The organism is Radiobacillus sp. PE A8.2 (assembly GCF_045635475.1).
GTDB lineage: Bacteria > Bacillota > Bacilli > Bacillales > Amphibacillaceae > JBJGXI01.
Genome location: NZ_JBJGXI010000005.1, coordinates 48,237 through 71,423 on the forward strand (window position 1 = coordinate 48,237; position 23,187 = coordinate 71,423).

The 23,187-nt window shown below is 38.1% G+C and carries 25 protein-coding genes; 1 reads left to right on the forward strand and 24 read right to left on the reverse strand.

The window, feature by feature from the left end; genetic code table 11:
• Positions 1-12: 12 nt before the first annotated feature.
• The 24 genes from aroH to prsW form a co-directional block, all read right to left on the reverse strand.
• Entirely contained in the window at positions 13-375 is a 363-nt protein-coding gene (gene aroH / locus ACI6MV_RS04225) for a chorismate mutase (RefSeq protein WP_407268696.1), read from the reverse strand.
• On the reverse strand, positions 375-1,451 hold the full coding sequence (gene aroB, locus ACI6MV_RS04230) for a 3-dehydroquinate synthase (RefSeq protein ID WP_407268859.1): 1,077 nt from the start codon (positions 1,449-1,451) through the stop codon (positions 375-377). Before aroB ends, aroH begins: the two co-directional genes overlap by 1 nt.
• Positions 1,451-2,617 (reverse strand): chorismate synthase, encoded by a 1,167-nt coding sequence (gene aroC / locus ACI6MV_RS04235; RefSeq protein ID WP_407268697.1) that lies wholly within the window; start codon positions 2,615-2,617, stop codon positions 1,451-1,453. The genes aroB and aroC overlap by 1 nt, the downstream gene beginning before the upstream one ends.
• Positions 2,618-2,878: 261 nt before the next feature.
• Positions 2,879-3,322: a nucleoside-diphosphate kinase gene (gene ndk, locus ACI6MV_RS04240; RefSeq protein WP_407268698.1), complete on the reverse strand. Its 444-nt coding sequence runs from the start codon at positions 3,320-3,322 to the stop codon at positions 2,879-2,881.
• An 88-nt stretch (positions 3,323-3,410) separates the two neighbouring features.
• Positions 3,411-4,382 carry a heptaprenyl diphosphate synthase component II gene (hepT, locus tag ACI6MV_RS04245; protein ID WP_407268699.1) on the reverse strand — a complete coding sequence of 324 codons (972 nt, stop codon included), beginning with the start codon at positions 4,380-4,382 and terminating at the stop codon, positions 3,411-3,413.
• A 19-nt stretch (positions 4,383-4,401) separates the two neighbouring features.
• Positions 4,402-5,112: a demethylmenaquinone methyltransferase gene (menG, locus tag ACI6MV_RS04250; protein ID WP_407268700.1), complete on the reverse strand. Its 711-nt coding sequence runs from the start codon at positions 5,110-5,112 to the stop codon at positions 4,402-4,404.
• A gap of 4 nt (positions 5,113-5,116) precedes the next feature.
• On the reverse strand, positions 5,117-5,923 hold the full coding sequence (locus ACI6MV_RS04255; RefSeq protein WP_407268701.1) for a heptaprenyl diphosphate synthase component 1: 807 nt from the start codon (positions 5,921-5,923) through the stop codon (positions 5,117-5,119).
• Positions 5,924-6,155: 232 nt separating this feature from the next.
• Positions 6,156-6,428, reverse strand: coding sequence for an HU family DNA-binding protein (locus ACI6MV_RS04260; RefSeq protein ID WP_407268702.1), 273 nt, complete (start codon positions 6,426-6,428; stop codon positions 6,156-6,158).
• A 946-nt stretch (positions 6,429-7,374) separates the two neighbouring features.
• Positions 7,375-8,853: a stage IV sporulation protein A gene (spoIVA, locus tag ACI6MV_RS04265; protein ID WP_407268703.1), complete on the reverse strand. Its 1,479-nt coding sequence runs from the start codon at positions 8,851-8,853 to the stop codon at positions 7,375-7,377.
• Positions 8,854-9,119: 266 nt separating this feature from the next.
• Positions 9,120-9,851 carry a hypothetical protein gene (locus tag ACI6MV_RS04270; protein WP_407268704.1) on the reverse strand — a complete coding sequence of 244 codons (732 nt, stop codon included), beginning with the start codon at positions 9,849-9,851 and terminating at the stop codon, positions 9,120-9,122.
• Positions 9,852-9,860: 9 nt separating this feature from the next.
• The gene (locus ACI6MV_RS04275; protein ID WP_407268705.1) at positions 9,861-10,055 is read right to left on the reverse strand and encodes a DUF2768 family protein; all 195 of its coding nucleotides are present in this window, start codon (positions 10,053-10,055) and stop codon (positions 9,861-9,863) included.
• A gap of 370 nt (positions 10,056-10,425) precedes the next feature.
• On the reverse strand, positions 10,426-10,686 hold the full coding sequence (locus ACI6MV_RS04280; protein ID WP_407268706.1) for a stage VI sporulation protein F: 261 nt from the start codon (positions 10,684-10,686) through the stop codon (positions 10,426-10,428).
• A gap of 58 nt (positions 10,687-10,744) precedes the next feature.
• Positions 10,745-11,785, reverse strand: a complete 1,041-nt coding sequence (locus tag ACI6MV_RS04285; protein ID WP_407268707.1) for an NAD(P)H-dependent glycerol-3-phosphate dehydrogenase — start codon at positions 11,783-11,785, stop codon at positions 10,745-10,747.
• Between the two features lie 12 nt (positions 11,786-11,797).
• Entirely contained in the window at positions 11,798-13,108 is a 1,311-nt protein-coding gene (gene der, locus ACI6MV_RS04290; RefSeq protein WP_407268708.1) for a ribosome biogenesis GTPase Der, read from the reverse strand.
• Positions 13,109-13,227: 119 nt separating this feature from the next.
• Positions 13,228-13,413, reverse strand: coding sequence for a capping complex subunit for YIEGIA (locus ACI6MV_RS04295; protein WP_407268709.1), 186 nt, complete (start codon positions 13,411-13,413; stop codon positions 13,228-13,230).
• Positions 13,414-13,415: 2 nt separating this feature from the next.
• Positions 13,416-14,306, reverse strand: a complete 891-nt coding sequence (locus ACI6MV_RS04300; RefSeq protein ID WP_407268710.1) for a YIEGIA family protein — start codon at positions 14,304-14,306, stop codon at positions 13,416-13,418.
• Complete coding sequence (locus ACI6MV_RS04305; RefSeq protein ID WP_407268711.1) at positions 14,303-14,905, reverse strand: YphA family membrane protein; 603 nt, start codon at positions 14,903-14,905, stop codon at positions 14,303-14,305. The genes ACI6MV_RS04300 and ACI6MV_RS04305 overlap by 4 nt, the downstream gene beginning before the upstream one ends.
• A 576-nt stretch (positions 14,906-15,481) precedes the next feature.
• Positions 15,482-16,621 (reverse strand): 30S ribosomal protein S1, encoded by a 1,140-nt coding sequence (rpsA, locus tag ACI6MV_RS04310; protein WP_407268712.1) that lies wholly within the window; start codon positions 16,619-16,621, stop codon positions 15,482-15,484.
• 92 nt (positions 16,622-16,713) lie between these two features.
• Positions 16,714-17,295, reverse strand: a complete 582-nt coding sequence (locus ACI6MV_RS04315; RefSeq protein ID WP_407268713.1) for a lysophospholipid acyltransferase family protein — start codon at positions 17,293-17,295, stop codon at positions 16,714-16,716.
• Positions 17,292-17,981 carry a (d)CMP kinase gene (gene cmk, locus ACI6MV_RS04320; protein ID WP_407268714.1) on the reverse strand — a complete coding sequence of 230 codons (690 nt, stop codon included), beginning with the start codon at positions 17,979-17,981 and terminating at the stop codon, positions 17,292-17,294. The genes ACI6MV_RS04315 and cmk overlap by 4 nt, the downstream gene beginning before the upstream one ends.
• A 75-nt stretch (positions 17,982-18,056) precedes the next feature.
• Positions 18,057-18,257, reverse strand: coding sequence for a DUF5359 family protein (locus ACI6MV_RS04325; RefSeq protein WP_407268715.1), 201 nt, complete (start codon positions 18,255-18,257; stop codon positions 18,057-18,059).
• A 566-nt stretch (positions 18,258-18,823) separates the two neighbouring features.
• The gene (gene ypeB / locus ACI6MV_RS04330; protein WP_407268716.1) at positions 18,824-20,167 is read right to left on the reverse strand and encodes a germination protein YpeB; all 1,344 of its coding nucleotides are present in this window, start codon (positions 20,165-20,167) and stop codon (positions 18,824-18,826) included.
• Between the two features lie 15 nt (positions 20,168-20,182).
• Positions 20,183-21,055 carry a spore cortex-lytic enzyme gene (gene sleB, locus ACI6MV_RS04335; RefSeq protein WP_407268717.1) on the reverse strand — a complete coding sequence of 291 codons (873 nt, stop codon included), beginning with the start codon at positions 21,053-21,055 and terminating at the stop codon, positions 20,183-20,185.
• 225 nt (positions 21,056-21,280) lie between these two features.
• The gene (prsW, locus tag ACI6MV_RS04340) at positions 21,281-21,970 is read right to left on the reverse strand and encodes a glutamic-type intramembrane protease PrsW (RefSeq protein ID WP_407268718.1); all 690 of its coding nucleotides are present in this window, start codon (positions 21,968-21,970) and stop codon (positions 21,281-21,283) included.
• An 88-nt stretch (positions 21,971-22,058) separates the two neighbouring features.
• Here prsW and ACI6MV_RS04345 point away from each other — a divergent pair, with 88 nt between their 5' ends.
• A complete protein-coding gene (locus ACI6MV_RS04345) occupies positions 22,059-23,030 on the forward strand; it encodes an asparaginase (RefSeq protein ID WP_407268719.1) in 972 nt (323 codons plus the stop codon).
• Positions 23,031-23,187 lie beyond the last annotated feature (157 nt).

Sequence of the window (23,187 nt, forward strand, 5' to 3'; positions counted from 1 at the left end):
GTGAATCCTCCTCTAACTTAGCAGATCAGGTCTTAGTTTAATCGCTTCATTGTGATAGACATGCTGAATCGCATGCTGTGTCAACGTTGTATTTACTGTCATCATAATTCGTATACAGCGTTCTAGACTATTATTCACATCTAATTCGCGCATACACATAACAGGTACGTATTTCCAGCCTTCAATCATACGAAGAGATTTGGCTGGAAAATCTGCATCTATATCTGCAGTTGCAGAGATCATGACAGAAGCAATATCCTCCGGATGAACACTATTAAGTTCAGCCATTTCTTCTATTAACTTTTTCGTATTTTCAATAATTAATTCTGACGTATTTTCTGAAACTGTTGTTGCCCCTCTTATTCCTCGAATCATCATATCACCAGCTCACTAAAAAAGTTGTCTAACTGTTGCACCAGGAAACCATCCTCAACAAATTCCACAGTCGGTTCACCAATTTTCCGAAGTAAAACCATTTGCACCTTTTGTTGTGTTGATTTCTTATCTTTTTTCATCCTTTGTAATAAAGACTGTTGATCTAGTTGTTCAATCTGCAGCGGGTAATCATTGGTCTGCAGCCATTCGTTCAGTTGATCATACGGCAACGATATTTTGTAAAAAGACTCACTCACTCGAAGCGCGAATAACATACCAATTGCCACTGCCTCTCCATGCGTTATCTTACCATAGCCAAGCTCAGCTTCAATCGCATGTCCTAATGTATGACCAAGGTTTAAATATTTGCGGACATTGCTTTCTTTCTCGTCTTGTTCAACAATCGTAGCTTTTACGTTGATACCTTTTACAAGATGTTCTGTTAATAATTGATCAGTTAAGTTCGACATAATATTTGTATCTATCACGCTAGTAAAAAATGCTTGGTCACTAATTAAACCATGTTTAACGATTTCTGCGTAGCCAGATCTTTTCTCTTGTTCCGGAAGTGTTGTCAGCATCTCTACATCATAAATGACTGCTTGAGGTGGATAAAAACTACCTATTAAATTTTTCCCCTCAGGATGATTGATGCCCACCTTCCCTCCAACACTACTATCGTGTGCAAGTATGGAAGTAGGAACTTGGATAAAATCAATTCCTCTCATGTATGTTGACGCCACAAAACCAGCTAAATCACCAATCATGCCTCCACCAAGAGCAATAATTAAAGACTGTCGATCTAAGCCAAATTCGATTGCTTTAGTAATCAAATCAAAATAGACTGTTTGACTTTTAGATGCTTCACCAGCAGGAACAATTGTCTCAAATACCTTGTCGGGATTTTCAAAACCATTCTTTACATCAAGTAGATATAATGGAGCAACTGTACTGTCTGTAACGATTAATATGCTGCTATACTGCTTTGTCAAAAATGTACCTATATTAAGACGTAACCCAGTACCAACAGATACCTCGTATTTGTTACTACTAGTCGTAATCGAGATCGCTTGCATTAGAAGCACCTAGTTTCTTCTCGATATTGTTTTATCGCTTCCTGAAGTTTAGGAAATTGATCATGCGGAAACTGTTCCAAAATAGCTTTTGCTAATTCAAAAGCAACTACATGTTCCATTACAACTGCCGCTGCAGGTACCGCACACGAGTCCGAACGTTCAATGCTCGCATTAAAAGCTTCTTTTGAGTCGATATCGACACTTTGTAGTGGCTTATACAAGGTTGGAATTGGCTTCATTACCCCTTTTACGATAATTGGCATTCCAGTTGTCATACCGCCTTCAAAACCGCCGAGACGATTCGTCTTACGGTAGTAGCCCGTTTCTTTCTCCCAGGCAATCTCGTCATGGACCTGGCTTCCATTTTTACGAGCAGCTTCAAAGCCAATACCAAATTCGACACCTTTATATGCATTGATGCTACACACTGCTCCAGCAACTCGTCCGTCTAACTTGCGATCGTAATGAACATAAGAGCCAATACCAGCCGGCATTCCTTCCACATACACTTCTGTTACCCCGCCGATCGAATCGCCGTCTTTTTTTGCTTTATCAATCGCATCCATCATTTCTTGACCTGCGACAGGATCCAAACAACGAACAGGAGAATCCTCTGAAATCTCTTTTTTATCTGCTATGCTTAAATCTGGGCGTTCCGTTGCTTCAATACCTGCAATTTCTCTTACGTATCCAACGATGTTAATTCCTAACTGTGCCAACAATGTTTTCGCAACAGCTCCTGCAGCTACTCGTGCTGCTGTCTCTCTTGCAGAAGAACGTTCTAATACATTACGAATGTCACGATGACCATATTTCATAGCACCGTTCAAATCCGCATGACCTGGACGCGGTCTTGTTACCGTTCTTCTAATTTTTTGGTCTACAGGTACGGGATCTTCTCCCATAACATCAATCCAATGTTTGAAATCATCATTATGTATTACCATTGCAATAGGTGAACCAAGCGTATAACCATGCCTTACGCCTCCGACAATATCGACTAAATCCTTCTCTATTTGCATTCGCTTGCCACGACCGTGACCTTTTTGTCTTCTTAATAAAGAATCATTTATATTATCTTGCGTTAACGGCATTAAAGCGGGAAGTCCTTCTATAATAGTAGTTAATTGTTTCCCATGAGATTCTCCTGCAGTTAAATAGCGCATGTAATTTCCCCCCGTAAAGTTGTGATTTTGGTGTAATTTTGTATAACTATACCATACCTTATAGTTCCTGTGTGCAACAATGCTTTAAAAAAAGCGATAAATTCACACTTTTCTAAAAACATAAGAGCTAGGTAGTTTCTTTCAGTAATAATTCATGGTTTTAAAAAGCGGCCAAATATGTCTGTTAATCTCTTTTGGTTGAAAAAAGCTGCCCCAGTCGAATGAATACTCTGATGGGGCAGCTTTACTATGCATGTTTTTTTAGATCCAAGCGCTATTATCTTTTGTATACTCGACTAACTCTTCTTCCTTAAAGAATAACTTAATCTCACGTTCAGCACTTTCCAATGAATCGGAACCATGGATAATGTTTTTTGTTACCGATACACCGTAATCACCGCGGATTGTACCTGGCAAAGCTTCTTGCGGGTTTGTTTTCCCCATAAGTACACGAGCAGCAGCAATGACATTCTCACCTTCCCAAACCATAGCAAATACAGGTCCAGCAGTTATAAAATCTAACAACGTTGGAAAGAAAGGCTTTTCAACATGCTCTGCATAGTGCGTTTTTGCTAAATCTTCTGTAATCATCATTAGTTTAGCACCCGCAAGCTTGTATCCTTTATTTTCTAATCTTGAAACGATATCACCTATGTAATTTCTCTGCACACCATCTGGCTTAACCATTAAAAATGTTTTTTCCATCATCGACACCTCTTCTATTATCAGTTATGTAAGCGTTATTCATGAAGTCGATTAAATTTTAGCAAAGATTAGTAAAAATGACAATCGTTTATGTTTTTCGTTTCCCTATGTATAGCGCTATATCACGCAACGTTTTTTTTGCCTTACCAGCAGGCAATACTTGCAATGATTCATAAGCTTTCGTTAAATAACGTTCACTCACCTTATAAGAACGCTCAATAGCACCAGAGCTCTTTATATAATCAATAAAAGGACGAATTGACTCAGGTGTTAATTGATCTGGTTGATGTAACGCTTCTTTTAATTTGGCTGAAAATTGTTTATCTTCCATCGCGAATAAAACCGGTAATGTAATGTTACCTTGAAGCAAGTCACTTCCAGCTGGCTTACCGAGGGCTGCTTCTGTAGAAGTGAAATCTAATATATCATCGATGATTTGATAAGACATGCCCACATAATAACCATATCGATAAAGTGCTCTTTCATGCGCGAGTGATACACCTGAAGCAATTGCACCTAATCTACAGCTTGAAGAAATTAGCAAAGCAGTTTTTCGTTTAATTCTTCGCAAGTAATCTCGCAAATTTTGATCCATTTGATATTTGTCCTGAATTTGTTCTACTTCACCAACACACAATTGCACAATTGTTTCCGCTAAGATTCGGTGAGCTTTGGGATCATCTAAAGTTGATAAATATTCCAACGAACGGGCAAATATATAATCGCCAGTATACATCGCTATTCGATTGTCCCACTTCGCCTTAACTGTTGGCTCACCTCTGCGCAATTCCGCCTCATCAATAACATCATCATGAACTAATGAAGCCATATGAATTAACTCTAAGCTAACCGCAACAGTTTTCATTCTGTCGAAATCATAGTTGCCAAACATGCCAGAAACTAGAACAAACACTGGCCTAAGCCTTTTGCCTCCAGCTTGTAACAATTGGATGGAAGCATCACGTAATACAGGATGCTTTGCATGAATCGTTTGATTCAGTACGCGTTCAATTTCATCTAAATCTTGTTTTAAATAAGAATAGGTCATCGCCAGTTTCATGTAAGTCACCTTTACAAAATTATCGTGGCTTTTCTCCCAAATGCATCGCTGCTACACCACCTGTATAGCTTTTAACGGTTACATTGGTTAGCCCAACAGATTCAAACATCTGCTTTAGCTCTTGCTTTCCTGGAAAATCTTTTGCTGATTCATATAGCCATGCATACTCTTTATAGCTTTTAGCAAACATTTTGCCAAAAAACGGCATAATGTATCTGAAATATAAATAATACAGCTGACGAAATCCAAATAAAGTCGGCTGTGAGGTTTCTAAACAAACAACCTTTCCACCTGGCTTCACGACACGTTTCATTTCCTGAAGCACTTGCATGTAATCAGGAACATTTCTTAATCCAAAACCAATTGTTACATAATCAAACATATTGTCCTCAAAAGGAAGCTCCATCGCATTTCCATGCACAAATTCTAACTGGTCAATTTTCAATTCTTGCTTTTTTTGTTCACCAATAGAAAGCATGTTTTTGCTGAAATCTAATCCGATTACCTTACCAGTTTCACCGACAGCTTCTGAAAGAGCAAGGGACCAATCACCAGTTCCACAACAAACATCAAGAGTAGAATCTCCCTCGATTACTTTCATATACTTCATAACACTCTTACGCCATGCCTTATGTCTTTGGAAGGAAATTACGGAGTTCATAAAATCATATCTGTTATATATTTTTTCAAATACATGATGTACGCGTTGTTCTTTTGATCCTTGCTCCATGTTGTTAACCTTCTTCCGTTACCATCTTCCGTTTATTAAAATAAACAGGCAGTCTATTAATAATATAAGTTCTGAGCATGTTAAATGATTCTGGTAGTTGCGACACAGATTCATTTACTTTCGCAGCATACCGTTGGATACATTGGTCAATTGTTTGTATAAACTGTTTGTCGCTCAATTGAAGTGCCGGTCCTTGTGTCAAAAGTTCAACAAAAGGTGACGTATGTGTTTCATTAAAACTATTCTTTTCCCGAATTAGTCTCGTTAAAAGCAACCAGTTCTTAGCAAATTCGATTATAACTGGTTTGTTTATATGTTCTGAAATGCGTTGAATCAGTAGTGAGTCCACCTGATTCCAGGCATCAAAAAATGCTTCGGGACTTTCAAATTCTTTATAGTAAATATGCATTTTATATTCATTGATTTCTTTAATTGCTGAAGCCAGTGTTCGAATCATCGAGATATCTTCAAGCTTTGAAAGCAAATGGTAATATAGTCCACTGTAATAATCACCAGCAAGAACAGTAAGCTGACGTGTCTTTCTTTTATCATCACTTTCCTCTGCGGCATCGCTCATCGTTACTAAATCGTGTGTGTCTAATGCGATCTGCACTAGCATTGTTGTAATAATATAATTTTTTTGTTTATGTATCGATACGTTTGTATGTTGAATGATAGCAGATAATAGAAATAACTTATCTTCGTCGATGACGGGCTTTTTGATAAATTTTTCGATATAAGAATGCTTCATATGGTTTTCAATGGATTGTTTTAGGTTTTCTATCGTTAAATCAGTTGTTGTCACATTCATCACCCAAGCCCTTCTCGCATCTCACCCGAATATAATTAAACAATATTATAGCATACTTTTATTCACGTCGTCCTATCATACGTTTATAAGTTATTCTCCACAGCTTAATCAGAGACATATAACACAATACTACAACGAAAACAGAAGTTTTGAAAGTAAAGCGGTAATATTTTTATCCATAAAAAAAGGATGCGTTTAGAACGCATCCTTTTTTACAAGCCCGTATGTAAAATTATTTTACAGTATCTTTAAGGGCCTTACCTGGTTTAAATGCCGGTACTTTGCTTGCAGGGATTTCAATTTCATCACCTGTTTGTGGATTACGTCCTTTACGAGCAGCACGTTCACGTACTTCAAAGTTACCGAAACCAATTAACTGTACTTTATCACCATTTTTAAGTGAATCCATGATAGATTCAAAAACTGCATCTACAGCTTTTGTCGCATCTTTTTTAGATAGTTCGCTTTTTTCAGCTACTGAATTAATTAGGTCAGTTTTATTCATGATATTCACCTCCTCCCGAATCTTCACCTGTATTCGAACAATATGGATATATTTCCATTTGTTCACCATTTTTCTAGATTTTATACATCCTGCCATCAAATTTTAAGATGACAAGGCTTATAATATACGAGTTCTTTCGGGAATTCAACAAAAAACAACAAGATTATTAAATTTTTGTTGAAATTACCGATTGAGATCGCCGCTCAATTTAACTGCATGTTATCATAATTGGAAATCTTATGCAAGAGGTTACAACTATTGATATTACAGGGTTTGCTGTGGATTTACATGATTTTTTGTATTTTCCCAAAAGGCTTGTTTTCGTAAATAATGCTGTAATTGCGTAAAAATGCTAAACTCCGTCGTAACGTAGTGCCCGTGATTTCCGCTCCAGGCAGTCGCCTTTCGCTAGTTTAAAGCGTTTTTCTTTAAACAGGCACGGCTTCAGCTAACTCAGAAGCAAATGTTTTCGGTGGGCCGAGTATTCGCAGGCCCAAAGTGCGCTTCTCTAGTGGATCTTCAGCTAGTGCTGTCCCGCAGGACTTTGAATTAACTTCCCCGAGTTACACCGCACGAAGAAAATGCGGTTTTCATTTTCGAGGATCGACTGCCTTGAACTCCAATCACCCAACGTAAGGAGAAATCCCGTTAGCAGCGGAGGAAATCCACTTATACTCCTGAGGCCCGGCAAGGGTCATGCAGGCGTTGTCCGACAAGGACGATTTTAACCTGTAGTCTATAAAGAACTGCGTAAGTGATAACCCGCGCAACGCGAACGCGCGAGGAGGCTCACTAGCCCCCCTATGGTGCGCGAAGTGGATTTCCGGAGCGGCGCAAGCACTCTCCAAACTACGACGGATATTAGTTCAATTATGAATCAAAAATATTACAAACATTACGAAAAACATTTTTATTAAAAAGAAAAATAGCGGCCGATAATCAGCCGCTAAAGAATAATTGCTATTAAGCCCCCAGAGCCCTCGTTAATAATTCGCTCTAAGGTTTCTTTTAATTTATATCTTGCATTTTCTGGCATTAAAGACAATTTAGCTTGAATGCCTTCTCGTACAATGGAACTTAACGACCTACCAAAGATGTCCGATTCCCAAATTGACAATGGATCTTCTTCAAAATCCTGCATTAAATATCGAACTAATTCTTCACTTTGTTTCTCTGTGCCAATTATCGGTGCAAATTCTGATTCGACCTCTACCTTTACCATATGAATCGAAGGCGCAACAGCTTTCAACCTAACCCCAAAGCGAGAGCCTTGACGAATGATTTCAGGTTCATCTAGTTTCATATCCTCTAGTGTAGGCGCAGCGATTCCATATCCCGTTTGCTTTACCATCTGGAGTGCATCTGCAACTTGATCGTATTCGCGTTTGGCATTAGCAAAATCTTGCATCAGCTGTAAAAGGTGATCTTTTCCTCTTATTTCTTCACCAACAATTTCTTTTAACACTTGGTCGTATAAATAATCAGGGGCTTGAAGGTCAATCTCAGCTACACCTTCACCCATTTCCATGCCTGATAATTTAGCTTCTTCGATATAATCATAGGCACTAAAATTACCTACTACTCGATCCACATCACGAAGTCGTTTAATATCCTTCACTGTTTCTTGAATCGATAATTGATAATTTTCTTTTAACCAATGCTGATCATTTAAAACCATTACCCAGCTTGGCAAATTCACGTTCACTTCTAGTACCGGGAACTCATATAATGCCTCTCGTAGCACGTTATACACATCGTGCTCTGTCATGTTTTCTACACTCATTGCGATAACCGGAATGTCATGTTCTTCGGCTAACTCTTGGCGCAATAGTTCCGTATCCTGATGGTATGGTTTTACGGAGTTAACGACCATCACAAATGGTTTGCCAACTTCTTTAAGCTCTTCGATAACACGAGCCTCAGCATCTAGATAATCTGCTCGCGGAATATCACCAAATGATCCATCTGTCGTTACGACAACGCCTAATGTTGAATGTTCTTGAATTACTTTTCTCGTACCAATTTCAGCTGCATCATGGAATGGAATTGGCTCCTCATACCACGGTGTGTTAATCATCCTTGGGCCATTTTCATCCTCGAAACCTTGTGCACCCTTGACTGTATATCCAACACAGTCAACCAAACGAACATTAACATCCAATCCATCGTCCACTTTTAGAGAAACTGCTTTGTTTGGGATAAACTTGGGTTCAGTTGTCATAATCGTTCTTCCAGCTGCACTTTGTGGTAATTCATCCTGTGCTCTTGCTCTTTCTGCCTCATCTTCAATGTTAGGCAACACCACTAAATCCATAAATTTTTTAATGAAAGTTGATTTACCCGTGCGTACAGCCCCAACTACACCAAGATAAATATCCCCATTGGTCCGTTTCGAGATATCCTTAAAAATATCAACTCTTTCCAAATGATCCCCTCCCGATCTACTTCGCCATAAACTTACGAATCCTTAACAATAAGAGTCTATGACGTTGTCCTACTAGATTATGACTTGTTTATTTGAAAACATAAAAAAAACTGTGATTTCCGATTACTTTGCCACCTTATGCTTTCGAATATTTCTCACGTTCGTACTAGTGTTGCTAATGCATAAATATTCAAGATGCATTGTGTGCATTAAAAAAACCCTTGCCACATTATATGCGGCAAGGGTACTATTATTCCTTTGATTATTTATCTTACTGCAGTGTCATCAATTAGGAAATGCGGTTCACCATCAATAACTGTATACGGCAGAGAATATGCAGGCGCAAATGGATAATGATCCGTTAATAAGTAACGTATATCATCGCCTTTTTCATAATTATGCTCATAAGTTTGTAATGCGTCATAGAGATCTGATCGATAATCAATCTGAACTTGTCCATTTGTATCCATTACAATCGGTAAATTTATACCTGAATATGGGCTTACGACATATGGATCATGGTCTAGTCCAATTTTTTCATAATTAATCTTATACATACCGTCCTCTACTTCCTCACCGAAAGGTGGGTAAGAATGTTCTGAGCGATATAGATTGATACTTGTTTGCAGACTTCTAATCTGCTCCGCTAGTCGTAAATCAATTACTTTTACAGTTGGATTATCTTCAGGTGTAATTATTACATATTGATATACACCACCGTTTTCAAAAGCCGTTCCTGGTGTGCTGTCTAGCAATCCTTGCTCTTTCAATTTTGTGAATTCAATCAGGTATTTTTGGAATATTGGTGTATCCATATCTTTCGTTCTTATCGGCAATAAACCGTTGTTGTTTTCTGCATACTGACTAATTGCACGTTGAACCATTTCCAACTGAATTTCATTTGGTACTTGATTTTTAGATAATTGTCCACTAGGATACATACAACCACTTAACAGAAGTGCGATTATGACTAATGGAAACAAGATAACACGCTTCATAAGTTCCTCCTATGCTGCCGGATTGAACACGATGTAAAAAATAATCAGTCCACCAACAATTAAAAATATATAAGCTAGCATTGCTGTAATCATAGAGAAAAAACCTTTTAATTTATTTCTACTAAGTAAGATTAAGCCGATGGCAAGTATTAAAAAAATTATTCCAGCAAATGATATGTACATATTCAACATTGCCTCTGACATAGGATCACTCCTTCTATTTTTCTTATTTTGCTTCAAATATTATAACATAAATAAATAGACATGCAGGAAGAATAGCCTCATAAGCATTGTGACGCATGATTAATTAATATAGACTAAGTTTATACTAGCGTCCTTTATTCACCGTAAATAAGGGTATGTAGTACGGTTTCAGCATGCATCGCTGACAGAGTCACGGATTAACATACCTTTTAACACACCATATATCGCGCGAAAAAAAATAACCGAGATAGAAGGGGCACTCTATCCCGGCGTGACTAAATAATACCCAAAGCAACCCTAAAATGAATGCTTGTGCGATTTATATTATGCGAGCAAATTCTAGTTTGCATCCTCATATGCCCAGTTCTGGTTATTTTTTAAATAATTGACTCAATGTATTCATATCTTTAGGCATTTTACTGTTAGTAATGGATTTCACAAGTTTGTCTTCTTTTTCCTTTGACATTGGCTTATTTGCCATTTTGGATAATTGCTTTACTAATCTTCGCACTGTTTTCTCGTCAGAAAAATCAGCGTTTTGAACGGAATTAGCTACTTTTAAAATTTCATCTGGTTTAATTCCTGAATTTTTATTAATATGATCAAACATGTTCTTTTGAAAGTCGCTCACGTACACTCCTCCTTGCATTAATCATTCAGAATAGCATATGCAAAGAGTGCGTGACGTGTTAATTAGAATAACGATTTGTTAGAATGTTCGATAAATCTTCCATCTCATGGCGGCGATGACGAGTCATTAACTGGTCAACAACGTCCTTTGGTTTTGCTTGTTTAAATAATATTTGATAAATTCCATAAGTGATTGGCATCTCAATCCCTTGTTTTTCAGCGAATTCATAAGCCGCTTTTGTCGTACGCACTCCTTCAACGACCATGCCCATTTGCTTTAAGACCTCGTCTAGCTGCTTCCCCTTACCTAATAAATTGCCGGCTCGCCAGTTTCTACTATGCACGCTCGTACACGTAACAATTAAGTCACCTACACCTGACAATCCGATAAATGTTAACGGATTTGCACCCATAGAGGTGCCTAGACGAGCAATTTCTGCTAGTCCGCGTGTCATTAATGCTGCTTTTGCATTATCTCCATAGCCAAGACCATCAGAAATGCCTGCACCTAATGCAATTATATTTTTCAGCGCACCACCGAGTTCCACACCGACCATATCTAGGCTTGTGTATACTCGGAAATTCTCATTAATAAATAAATCCTGAACATATTCCGCTTCTTTCATGTCATTTGAAGAAGCGGTAACGGTTGTCGGTTGCCTGTCACTAACTTCTTCCGCATGACTCGGCCCCGACAGAATGACAACTTCTTTATACAAGTGACGCGGCATTTCTTCTTCTATCATTTCTGAAACCCGCTTTAATGTACCTGGTTCGATCCCCTTTGTTCCATGTGCTAATGTTACAGGATCATCGAGCACCGTACTTAATTGACGGCATACATCTCGTATTGCTTTTGTTGGAACTACAAGGAGGACGCTCGTAACGTCTTGTACTGCCTTATCTAGCTCGTAATAAGCAGTAATAGTTGTAGGAATCGTGATGCCCGCGAGATACTTACTGTTTTGACGTGTTTCATTTATTTCATCTGCCTGATTTTTTTTATGTGTCCATAAGCGAACATCATGGCCATTTTCCGCCAATACTAACGCTAAAGCCGTTCCCCAGCTTCCCGCTCCTAATACAGCTATCTTTTCCAAGCTACTTCCCCCCTATTGCCTTCTCCTAGCAAAGATTTTAATTGGCGTTCCTTCAAAACCAAATGCTTCTCTGATTTTATTTTCTAAGAAACGCTCATACGAAAAGTGCATTAGCTCTGGATCGTTTACAAATACAACAAAGCCGGGCGGTTTTACAGAGACTTGTGTCGTATAAAGAATTTTAAGTCTTTGCCCTTTGACAGTCGGTGTCGGATTCACCGCTAATGCATCCATGATCACATCATTTAATACATTCGTTTCGACTCGCTTCGAGTGATTTTCACTAGCCAAGATAATTTTAGGTACCAACGTATGTATACGCTTTTTCGTTTTTGCAGATAAAAACACAATTGGTGCATAATCCAAAAATTGAAAATGTGCTCGTACTTTATCTTCAAAAGCTTTCATCGCTTTTTCATCCGATTCAACCGTATCCCATTTGTTTACGACAATTACAACAGCCTTACCTGCTTGGTGCGCATAGCCCGCTATCTTTTTATCTTGTTCGATAATACCTTCTTCCGCATCAATTAACGTAAGTACAACATCGGACCGCTCAATCGCTTTTAAGGCACGTAAAATACTATACTTTTCTGTCGATTCGTAAATTTTTCCTCGCTTACGCATCCCAGCTGTGTCAATAATAACGAAATCACGATCTTCTTTCATAAATGGTGTATCCACAGCATCTCTCGTTGTACCTGCAATATCAGAAACAATAACTCGATCCTGGTTAAGCAAGGCATTAACTAATGAAGACTTACCAACATTCGGTCGACCAATTAAACTAAAGTAAATCGTATCTTCATCCGGTTCTTGTTGTTCCATCTCCGGGAAATGCTTAATAACGGCATCTAATAAATCGCCCAAACCTAAACCATGGGTTCCAGAAATAGGGTACGGTTCCCCGAATCCTAATGAATAAAATTCATAAATCTGATCCCGCATTTCTGGGTTGTCCACTTTATTTACACCAAGCACAATCGGTTTATTAGAGCGGAATAACAATTTAGCAACTTCTTCATCTGCTGCCGTTATGCCTTCTCTTCCATTCACCATAAAAATGATTACATCAGCTTCATTTATGGCAACTTCTGCTTGTTCGCGCATTTGCACGAGTAACGGCTCATCACCAAGTTCAATTCCACCTGTATCAATCAAGTTGAAATCAGTTGTCAGCCATTCTGCGCTTGAATAAATTCGATCACGTGTAACTCCAGGAATATCTTCAACTATTGATATTCGCTCTCCAACAATTCTATTAAAAATAGTTGATTTTCCAACATTTGGTCTACCTACAATTGCAACTACAGATTTACGCATGAAAGGTACATCCTTTCTTATATTTCACAAAGATATTTAACTTTACTATTTTAGCAAAATAGGAAATGATAAACAAATCATTTTTTGGAAGTACAGGGATTTATTTCAGTTCATGTCTGTTAATGCTTAACAATAATGTACATATCGTCGCTTAGCGCATGACTTATGCCATCTAAAATTGCTTCTAAATTTGCCGCTACATTATTCATTTCTTCTTTCGTGTCACAAAGGAATATAGGAGCTCCACCTGCTATTTTCTTTTCGTTTGTCGTAATCACAGACAGTACCGCTTTTTCAATATTCATTATTATTTGCCCTCCTTCTTGGATGCTTTTGATTCAGAAGGAATTCGTATTGCATTTTCTAATACTGGCACTGCACCAATAACTTTTACTGCCTTTTCAATATCTTTATCTTGGGGAAGAATGAACACACCAATTCTGCCATCGTCTAAATCGCGTTTGATCAACGGTACTAGTGCTGGTGTACCAGAATCACGGAATACCCCCATCGTTACCGATACATCATGCAGAATCGCCTGTCTCTGCCCTAGATTTGCGATCGTAGAACGAACATCAAAATTTTTAGGAGTAAGAATAAATCCCATCCCATATCTCAAAATCTCTGCTTGACGATCCGGAAGACCAATGTTCATAATGTATATATTGTCGACATATAAGCCAGCCCCATCAAAATGTAACTCATTATATTGAATATCGACAATATCTTTTAACGTTGAGCCACTCATCAATTTTTTAATAAGAAAAAAACAACCAATGGCGGCAACAATCGCAAGTCCAGCGTTCCAAACCAAATAACTAAGTGTAACAATAAAAGAAGTGAATATGACTAAATAATTGCGCCCTTCAAAGGCAACAGCAATCCCTTCTATATAGGTTTTGCCTCTAGGCACTAGTTCATAATCATCAAGCTCTGACAATGTATTTCGTTCCATATTTCTAACTTCCCTAAATTGAGAAGCGGCAATCGTTAAAAAAGTTACAGCCGTAAATTCTTTTTCCATTATAGCCGGGACCGCCACTGCTCCCAAACCTGCTGCGATAAACCCTAGGGACATATGTATAATCTTACCATGCAAATAGGTTGGATATTGCCTATAATCCGTCCGCAGCATAACCATACGTCCAATTGTTCCTAAGACCACACCAAATAGTATAGGGAATGTATATTCATTCATGGATTCACTCCTTTTTTCTGTTTTTCTACGATTTGAATTAATAGATCCATCCTTAACTTTATTTCTTTGAGGATAAAAGTGATGCTAAGAAAGCCTAATCCTACAAATAGCGTATCAAAAAAGGCCATATCACCAATCACTTCTTGAAACCCATAGCTCTGCAGAATGAAACTGTGCAACACTTCACCAGTTGTCGTTCCCATACACCAAATAACAACTCTCTCATGATTAGAACTCGACAATACCCATAGTGCCACCAATCCAACAAGAGGCAAAATCAATTCTCTCGATGCAATCATCCATACAGGTGTAATTTGTTCCCAAAACAGAATTCCTATGTATCCAAAAACAATACACAAGCATCGAAATATTGATAGAAACCAATCCGATTGTTTTGCTAGTGCAATAATTGTCCAAATAAAAATAATGGCGATTGATACATTCACTTTAACCCCATTAAAATCTAAAACAAGTTGTGAACTTAGTATCGTTATTAATATTCCTGCAGCTAAAAATGTTCTTTTAAAACTTTTTCTCATTAAAAATGTAGTAATTACCCACAGCATCCATGCAATCCAATAGAATAATATACCTGTCATAACACCACCTACCCTTAGCATTATGTCTTTTCACGTAACGCTCTAAACATTAGAAACTGCTTGATATGAAAATTGTATGGCTGTAATGCGACGGTGGTAATTCCAGGATGGTGGTATAAGGTTGATGAGTAGTTTGTGGAAACGAGTGCCCAGGGAGAAATAGGCTTTGCGGTCAAAAGTGTGACATAAGAGGCACAATTAGAATTGTGCGACCTCCAGCGCACTTATTTGACTGACATTGTTGTTTCTGTGGGCTGATATTGATAAATAAGGGTGTGGTATTATTAAAACTTGAATTTCATGCGAAATAAGAGGATATGAGACCGCTAGACGAAAACTATATAATCTGAGGATAAATACGCCACTTCGTCGTGAAAGGAACATCCTTGAGACCTCGCAGAAAGCGTTCTTTGTGGTAAGGAGAGGCTGATGCTTGCCATCAAAAGGGCTAGTTTTCATTAGTAGCGGTTAGGACACTATTAAGCATAACTTTGAATTCCTAAACAAAATTTACAAAAAAACCAAAAAACTGGTAGATAAATTTGGTATCCACCAGTTTTCTATGATTAATTTATTTTATTTATACTTGTCTAGTTTGTTACCAATCATATCACCTAATTGGAACCCTGAATGATCATCTTCTTTTTCATATTGCTTTAAGTCTGCTTTATGCTGTTCAAGCTCAAGCTCTTTAATACTTAATGAAATACGTTTCTCAGAATTGTCCACATCAAGTACCTTGACTTGAACAGTTTGACCTTCTTTTAGTACTTCTTGTGGTGTGCCGATATGCTCATTCGAAATTTGAGAAATATGAACTAATCCTTCAACACCAGGTAATACTTCTACAAACGCTCCAAAATTAACTAGACGTTTAACAGTACCATCTAACACGTTACCAACTTGGACACGCTCTTCGATATTATCCCAAGGTCCAGGCTGTGTTTCTTTTAATGATAGGGAGATACGCTCATTGTCACGATCGACAGATAATACCTTCACCTTAATTACTTGACCTTCTTCCACTACATCAGAAGCTTTTTCTACGTGGTCATGTGATAGTTGTGAAATGTGGACCAAACCATCAATCCCACCAATATCGACAAACACACCAAAGTTAGTTATACGTTGCACAGTACCGTCAAGTACGCTACCAGCTTCAATATTACCTAATACTTCCTGCTTTTTAGAAGCTTCTTCCGCTTCTGCTACTGCACGGTGTGAAAGGATTACTCGGTTTTGTGTGCGGTCTAGCTCAACAACTTTTAATGAAAGGTTTTTACCTTTATAGTCGTCAAAACTTTCAACATAATAGCTTTCCACTAAAGAAGCTGGAATGAAGCCACGAAGACCAACATCAACAACCAGTCCGCCTTTAACAACATCCTTCACTTCTGCTTCAAAGATAACCTCGTTATTGAATTTTTCTTCCAGATCATCCCATGCTTTGTCCGCATCAACGGCACGTTTAGACAAAATAACCTCGTCATCCTCTGCCTTTTTAACTTTTAACGTAAGCTCATCACCTTCACTTACAGCGTCAGAACATGTATCTATATGGAGACTAGATAATTCACTAATAGGAATGATGCCCTCTACTTTGTACCCGATATCAACAAGCACTTGCTTGTCTTCTACTTTCACTACTTTACCTGATACAGTGTCCCCAACCTCATACGCTTTAACTTCTGGAATTTCGTTATTCAATTCATCCATGAAAAAATCCTCCTTCGATTTCCAACAACTAACTTATTATCCTTTTTTCTAACTTCTAACATTTCAGTCTTTTTGTCAAGTAATAGGTAGTACTATTGTTGTTTTTCTATAAGAATTTTTATTTCATTCATGATTGCATCTGTTACTTCTTTAGCAGAAGCTTTATTCTCTCGATAAGCCTGCATATCCATTGGCTTTCCATAAACAATTTTTAATGGTTGAAATAATTTATACGGCCCAATGATAGCACAAGGTACAATGTATGCCTCTGAACGTACTGCAAAAAAACCAGCACCAGCTAACCCTTCACCTAATTGACCTGATTTACTACGTGTGCCTTCAGGAAATAAACCTAAAGTATTACCTTCTTTTAATATTCCTAACGCCTGCCTGAGCGCATTACGATCCTTCATTCCACGTTTGATTGGAAATGCATGAAGTTTAATCAGCAAAGCCCTTAACCATTTCTTACTAAATAATTCTTCCTTGGCCATAAAAAATATATCACGCGAGGCTGTAACGCCAACGAGCGGTGGATCAAAATTTGAAATGTGATTAGAACAAATAATAACAGGACCTTGCTTCGGAATATTTTCTATGCCAACAACTTTAACTCGATATAATACCCTTAAAAGTATACCAACGACAAATTTAGCAAACTTATATAAACTCATTCACTTCGCTCTCCCATTCGTTGATCAGCGATTTTGAGAATTTGTTCGACGACTTCATTAATTGAAAGAGATGTTGTATCTACTTCAACAGCATCCTCCGCTTTTACTAAAGGAGATGCCTCTCTTTCAGAATCAATTTGATCACGTGTCGCAATTTCTTTCTCTAATCCCTTAAGGTCTGATGGAAAACCATTTTCTAAGTTTTCTTTGTGTCTTCGAAGGGCTCGTTCCCCAACAGATGCAATTAAAAATATTTTCACTTCCGCATCGGGAATGACATGTGTCCCTATGTCCCTTCCATCCATTACTACTCCTCGCTTCGCAGCAAGTTGGTGCTGCCTTTTTACCATTTCTTCTCGTACAAGCGGATGCTTCGCAACGTGGGAAACATAATTATTAACCTGTTGGTTACGAATATCTCTTGTGACATCTTCGTTATCCAGCAGGACGTTTTGTCCATCCTCCGCTTGTTCTAGTTCAATAGTGGTGTCTAATAGCAACTGTTGGAGACCATGTTCATCTTCAAAATCGATTTCGTTGTTGATTGCTTTATACGTTATTGCGCGATACATCGCCCCTGTATCTATATATATGTATGACAGTCGACTAGCCACTTTTTTCGCAACCGTGCTTTTCCCCGCAGCGGCCGGGCCATCGATTGCAATAGCTATTTTTTTTGCTTCCAAAACCTTCATTCCTCTCCATAATCACCTTAAGCCTAACCTAAATAATAACCCCTTATTACATTATCATAGGTATCATTAAAATGATAACACATTATCCAAAACATGGTCTAACGTTTTTAAAATATTATCATCGCCTTCCTCAAAAACTCCTAAATATTCATATATTGGATTTAGATAAACATGAACATCGGTTTGTTGAATGAGTAATTGCGTCAAAATTAATAACACACCATGGATGAACAGTAGCGATAACAGCCATCTTTCAATTCGTTTCATTTCATCCCTCTTTTTTTGGTAAATATTGTGTGCTGTTTCATTGAAATTATACAAAACTATTTTGTTTTTAAAGATTTGCTGGATAGTGTCTGGAATTTAATATTCAGTAATTTGAGAGTTGTGGGTAAATCAGAAGAATGGATGAAGACAGGTGCTCTAGAAAATTCTGCTAGGAGGGCCGGTTAATCGGCATTAGTGTGAGTAGTGACAGATACAATTTGGCTTCTTCTTAGTAATTGTCGCTTGTGATTATTGTATCTGCAATCCTGATATTATATTGTAGAGTCGCTGCATATCGATTCCTTACTCACAGAATTTTTGCAGACATACAAGCCCTTATTGCACAAAAAATTCCGGTTATAATGAAAAAATGCCACCGTCGCCCTTATTTGCGTAAATAAGCACACAGCACAATGATTTTAATTAAATAGGCTTACTGGTATCCGCACAATTTAAATGACACTCCATTTGTCACAGATAAGATTTCTCGCGACCGTGTTACACCACCACATCCCCTCCTTTACCAACTAAAAAAGGAAGGGAATCCTAGTCCCTTCCTTCTCAAATTAAGCGTCGTTTTTAAATCTTTGTTCGGCGACTTTCAACTTTTCAACTTGCACTTCTATACCTGTAGCTGCATCAATAAAGATTCGGTACGTGTCATCACCTAATGTTCCTAGGAAGGTGTACGTTAGCACTTCATCCCCTAAATCATTCTCGATGACCGCTAGATACTGATCCTGAATTTCAACATTCGGATTAACCTTATCCTTCGCTTCCTCTAAGCTAAGTTCTGGATCAGGTAATTTACGTTCCTCGTGATTTCGGTAGTAATCTTTAGCTGAAAAACCGAGCACCGATCCATCATCGAGTGCAACCTTCATTTGAATTGCATCCGGATAGATCATCACATCATCTTGATTATATATAAAGTTAAACACACCAACATTGTCGTATTGATTGCTTTGGAACAGCTCCATATTGTCAAAATCATGGTCAGTTAAGTATTTTTTGGCTGCTTCTACCGCTTCATTTAAACTAAGCTTTTGCTCTCCCACTTCTCGATTAACGATCTGTGACAACAAATGACCACCCTTTACCGACATATCCAAATAGCCATGCTTATCATCGTTGTTGAAGGATGCACTATATACAGCAACTTCGGCACCCTCGCCAGATTTTGCAATCGTGATATCGATGTTTTCTTCTAGATCAAACATCTCTTTTGCCAACTTTGTAGCTTCTTCTTCACTTACTTCTTCTCCATTAATAAACTGATACGGATGGTTTTCTCTTGATGTACCAGTTAGACTCGGACCAAAATTAGCCTCCGAAAAGCCTGCTACCGTTTCTTCAACCGTCTGAAAACCATCTATAATCGTGTTATCTGCTTGTGTATCATTATTAACTAACGCAAGTTGTACATCCATCCAGCGCAAGTTATTCTCGAGTACTAAATGCTGTACTTTTCGAAGCTCTTGTTCAATACTAGCCGATTGTTTGTACAGTTCTTTTAAAGTGGTAAGCTCTTCCTCTGATAGAGGCTCACTACCCAAATCACGAACAGCTGTCCGGTAGCTAAATTCTCCAATATTTGATAAAAATTCCTCCGTTTTATTAAACGGAAGTAAAGCAAGTGGCAACTGGCCAACATCGGTATGTGCCTCAGATGTTAGGCGCCAAATCTCCGCTAATTGTGGAGATAGCCGCTCTCTCGTATTCATTGCGAGTGTTGTCCCAATCTTATCGTGCAACAGGTCCATATGGTATGCTAAATCATGAAAAGAACTTTGATAATTATTTTCCGCTTGAATCAAAATTGCATTCTTCTCTTGATGCTCCTGGTACCCCCATATCCCTGTCGCGATTACCCCAATAGCTAACACAACGATCGTGATCCACCTTATCATGTTTTTCCACCTTTCTTACATACAGAATATATGTTCACCAATCCGCTTTATTTGTGGTCGAGACCATATCCAGCTCGATGTTGCTGTGTTTGGATTAAAATAATAAATCGCATCTCCTGTAGGATCCCAGCCATTAATTGCATCTAATACGGCTTGTTTAGCTTCTTCGTTAGGCGTTAGCCAAATTTGTCCATCCGCAACTGCTGTGAATGCTCTTGGTTCAAATATCACACCTGATATTGTATTAGGGAATGACGGACTTTCTACACGGTTTAAAATCACGGCTGCTACAGCAACCATCCCTTCGTATGGTTCACCACGTGATTCCCCATAAACGGCATTTGCCATCAACTGAATATCATTTTGAGAATAACCACTCGGTACATTGACTGCAGTTGGTTTTGTTTCGGTTTGATTTTGATCATTACCAGCGTTTTGATTTCCTGTATTTCCGGAATCGTTGTTGCTAGCACTTTTTTTGTTTCCGTCTTGTTTCACTTGTTGTTCCTTTGGGACACCACCATAATAGGTGAAATCCTTGCCTTGATTCACTTGCTGTTGTACATACTCTCGATCATACTCGCTCGCATCTGCAAGTTTTTGCTTTGTAGTTGGGCCTGCAAGTCCGTCAATATCTAATCCAAATTCATATTGAAAATTACGGAGCGCCCAGTACGTTCCCCAACCAAAGACCCCATCTATTTTTCCATTGTAAAATCCTAAGTATTGTAGTCTTGCTTGTAATTCAATAACATCTGATCCAACAGCACCATGTTGGATTGTCTGATTACTAAATGCTTCCGCTGATTGATCAGAATTTGATATAGCGAATCCTCCTACAATGCAGAGAGCAAGAATAAAAAGAATGATAATTTTTCTGATGTGCATTTGTTTTCCTCCTATGGAGCAATTTAAGATAACTATTTTCTAAGCCTATTTTTTGAATGATTATCCTTTTTATACATGATCAGTGATTTATATCACGATAAAAAACAAAAGTACCGGTCGCCAGAGATATTAACTAACCTACTTATGAAAGTCATCTGAGCAATCTTTTGATACACAAAGAAAAACCACTATCTAATTAATAGACAGTGGTCGTAAATTTTTATTTTATTGTGCTTGTGATTTGTTGTTAGTCATTAGTATCACATTTTCCGGTGAATGCTGAGAAGCAATTTTCACTTTTCGTAAACCCAAGACCCATAAAAAAATCATAAATGGGACAAGTACATATATCCAATGGGTAGGAATGATCTCTAGTATATAGTCATATGTGCCATGTAGGCCAATAGGGATGAATAGCGCCATCGCGATATACAGTGTTCGGTATTTTTTTTGAACCTTAGCCTTTCCTAGGTAATATCCCATAATTACACCAAAAAGTGCATGAGAGGATACAGGAAAAATCGCTCTACCAAATGCATATTCTATTCCGTTTGAAAGCAAGTATAATAGGTTTTCAATTGTCGCAAAGCCAAGACTAATTGACACACCATACAAGATCCCATCATACAAAGATTTAAAGGTCGTATATTTATAAATTGTGTATACTAAAATAAACCATTTAAAGAATTCCTCTAACAAGCCTATAATCAAAAACGAGTTTATAAAAGGAGATTGACCAATCCCCTCTTCTGCAAATGCATATTGAATAAACATGATTGGAAAAACAAGAAGGGCACCATAACAAAATGTCCGAAGCACCGTGGAGATTGGCTCGGAATCAAAACGTTCCTTCAAATAAAAAAATGTCATCAGGGCGAGTGTCGGTGCAATCCCTGCTGAGAGGACAGCAAACATAACGACACCTACTTTCCACATAATTACTTTTATCGTATCATGAAGTAATAAGAAAGAAAATAGATAATAAAAAGTAGGTGTAACTTTTTTGAAAAAAATATTATTACTACATACAGGCGGAACAATTTCGATGGTCGAGGACAAACAAACTGGCTTAGTATCAACAACAGATGCACATCCACTCGTTGATATTACAGCAATGGTTACAGACGCTGCAGAAATTGAAGAAGTGCAATTATTCAATATTCCATCTCCACATATGACTCCGACGCATATGTTAGCTCTGGGACAGAAAGTACACGAAAAACTAGCAACCAACACTTACCATGGTGTCGTTATTACACACGGAACCGATACATTAGAAGAAACTGCTTATTTTCTTGATTTGTATTTACAAACAAGCCTTCCTGTTGTGATAACTGGGGCAATGCGTTCAAGTAATGAACTTGGTTCGGATGGATTGTACAATTTAATTAGTTCGATCCGTGTGGCAAGTTCTGACGAGGCAAAGGGGAAAGGTGTACTTGTCGTCATGAATGATGAAATTCATACGGCCAGATATGTAACAAAAACCTCGACAAGTAATGTAGCAACCTTTCAGAGTCCGCAATTAGGACCAATTGGAATCATCACAAAGCAAGCAGTTTATTTTCATCAATTAACGGTTAGTGACGAATCGTTTCCAATCCAGCAAGTAAGTAAAAAAGTTGCCTTATTAAAGGCTTACGCAGGTATGGATGCTTCGTTTATTCAAGCACTATACAATTCTGGGATAGACGGATTAGTACTAGAAGGGCTGGGACAAGGAAACATTCCGCAAGACGCAGTTAGTGCCATCGAAGAAATGATTCAACAAGGCATTCCAATCGTCATGGTATCAAGGTGCTATCAAGGAGTTGTGCAGCCGACTTATTCATATGAAGGAGGCGGCGGGCAGTTAAAGAAGTTAGGAGTAATCTTTGCCAAAGGCTTGTCTGGACCAAAAGCAAGAATTAAACTTCTAATTGCCTTAGAAATCACTAATACGCCATGTGAGCTCGCACCGATGTTCGACCGTTAAGTAAATTTAGGTCGATTTCTAAAAAGATGTTGTTACTGAAAACAGCTAAACTCCCTAGTAACTTAGTGCACGTGATTTCCGCTCCAGGCAGTCGCTTTCCACTAGTTTAAAGCGTTTTTCTTTAAACAGGCACGGGTTCAGCTAACTCAGAAGCAAA

Excerpts from the sequence above, each read along its gene's own strand:
- aroH (WP_407268696.1), bottom strand. The coding sequence starts at position 375 with ATGATTCGAGGAATAAGAGGGGCAACAACAGTTTCAGAAAATACGTCA.
- aroB (WP_407268859.1), bottom strand. The coding sequence starts at position 1,451 with ATGCAAGCGATCTCGATTACGACTAGTAGTAACAAATACGAGGTATCT.
- aroC (WP_407268697.1), bottom strand. The coding sequence starts at position 2,617 with ATGCGCTATTTAACTGCAGGAGAATCTCATGGGAAACAATTAACTACT.
- ndk (WP_407268698.1), bottom strand. The coding sequence starts at position 3,322 with ATGGAAAAAACATTTTTAATGGTTAAGCCAGATGGTGTGCAGAGAAAT.
- hepT (WP_407268699.1), bottom strand. The coding sequence starts at position 4,382 with ATGAAACTGGCGATGACCTATTCTTATTTAAAACAAGATTTAGATGAA.
- menG (WP_407268700.1), bottom strand. The coding sequence starts at position 5,112 with ATGGAGCAAGGATCAAAAGAACAACGCGTACATCATGTATTTGAAAAA.
- ACI6MV_RS04255 (WP_407268701.1), bottom strand. The coding sequence starts at position 5,923 with ATGAATGTGACAACAACTGATTTAACGATAGAAAACCTAAAACAATCC.
- ACI6MV_RS04260 (WP_407268702.1), bottom strand. The coding sequence starts at position 6,428 with ATGAATAAAACTGACCTAATTAATTCAGTAGCTGAAAAAAGCGAACTA.
- ACI6MV_RS04270 (WP_407268704.1), bottom strand. The coding sequence starts at position 9,851 with ATGAAGCGTGTTATCTTGTTTCCATTAGTCATAATCGCACTTCTGTTA.
- ACI6MV_RS04275 (WP_407268705.1), bottom strand. The coding sequence starts at position 10,055 with ATGTCAGAGGCAATGTTGAATATGTACATATCATTTGCTGGAATAATT.
- der (WP_407268708.1), bottom strand. The coding sequence starts at position 13,108 with ATGCGTAAATCTGTAGTTGCAATTGTAGGTAGACCAAATGTTGGAAAA.
- ACI6MV_RS04295 (WP_407268709.1), bottom strand. The coding sequence starts at position 13,413 with ATGAATATTGAAAAAGCGGTACTGTCTGTGATTACGACAAACGAAAAG.
- ACI6MV_RS04300 (WP_407268710.1), bottom strand. The coding sequence starts at position 14,306 with ATGAATGAATATACATTCCCTATACTATTTGGTGTGGTCTTAGGAACA.
- ACI6MV_RS04305 (WP_407268711.1), bottom strand. The coding sequence starts at position 14,905 with ATGACAGGTATATTATTCTATTGGATTGCATGGATGCTGTGGGTAATT.
- rpsA (WP_407268712.1), bottom strand. The coding sequence starts at position 16,621 with ATGGATGAATTGAATAACGAAATTCCAGAAGTTAAAGCGTATGAGGTT.
- ACI6MV_RS04315 (WP_407268713.1), bottom strand. The coding sequence starts at position 17,295 with ATGAGTTTATATAAGTTTGCTAAATTTGTCGTTGGTATACTTTTAAGG.
- ACI6MV_RS04325 (WP_407268715.1), bottom strand. The coding sequence starts at position 18,257 with ATGAAACGAATTGAAAGATGGCTGTTATCGCTACTGTTCATCCATGGT.
- ypeB (WP_407268716.1), bottom strand. The coding sequence starts at position 20,167 with ATGATAAGGTGGATCACGATCGTTGTGTTAGCTATTGGGGTAATCGCG.
- sleB (WP_407268717.1), bottom strand. The coding sequence starts at position 21,055 with ATGCACATCAGAAAAATTATCATTCTTTTTATTCTTGCTCTCTGCATT.
- prsW (WP_407268718.1), bottom strand. The coding sequence starts at position 21,970 with ATGTTTGCTGTCCTCTCAGCAGGGATTGCACCGACACTCGCCCTGATG.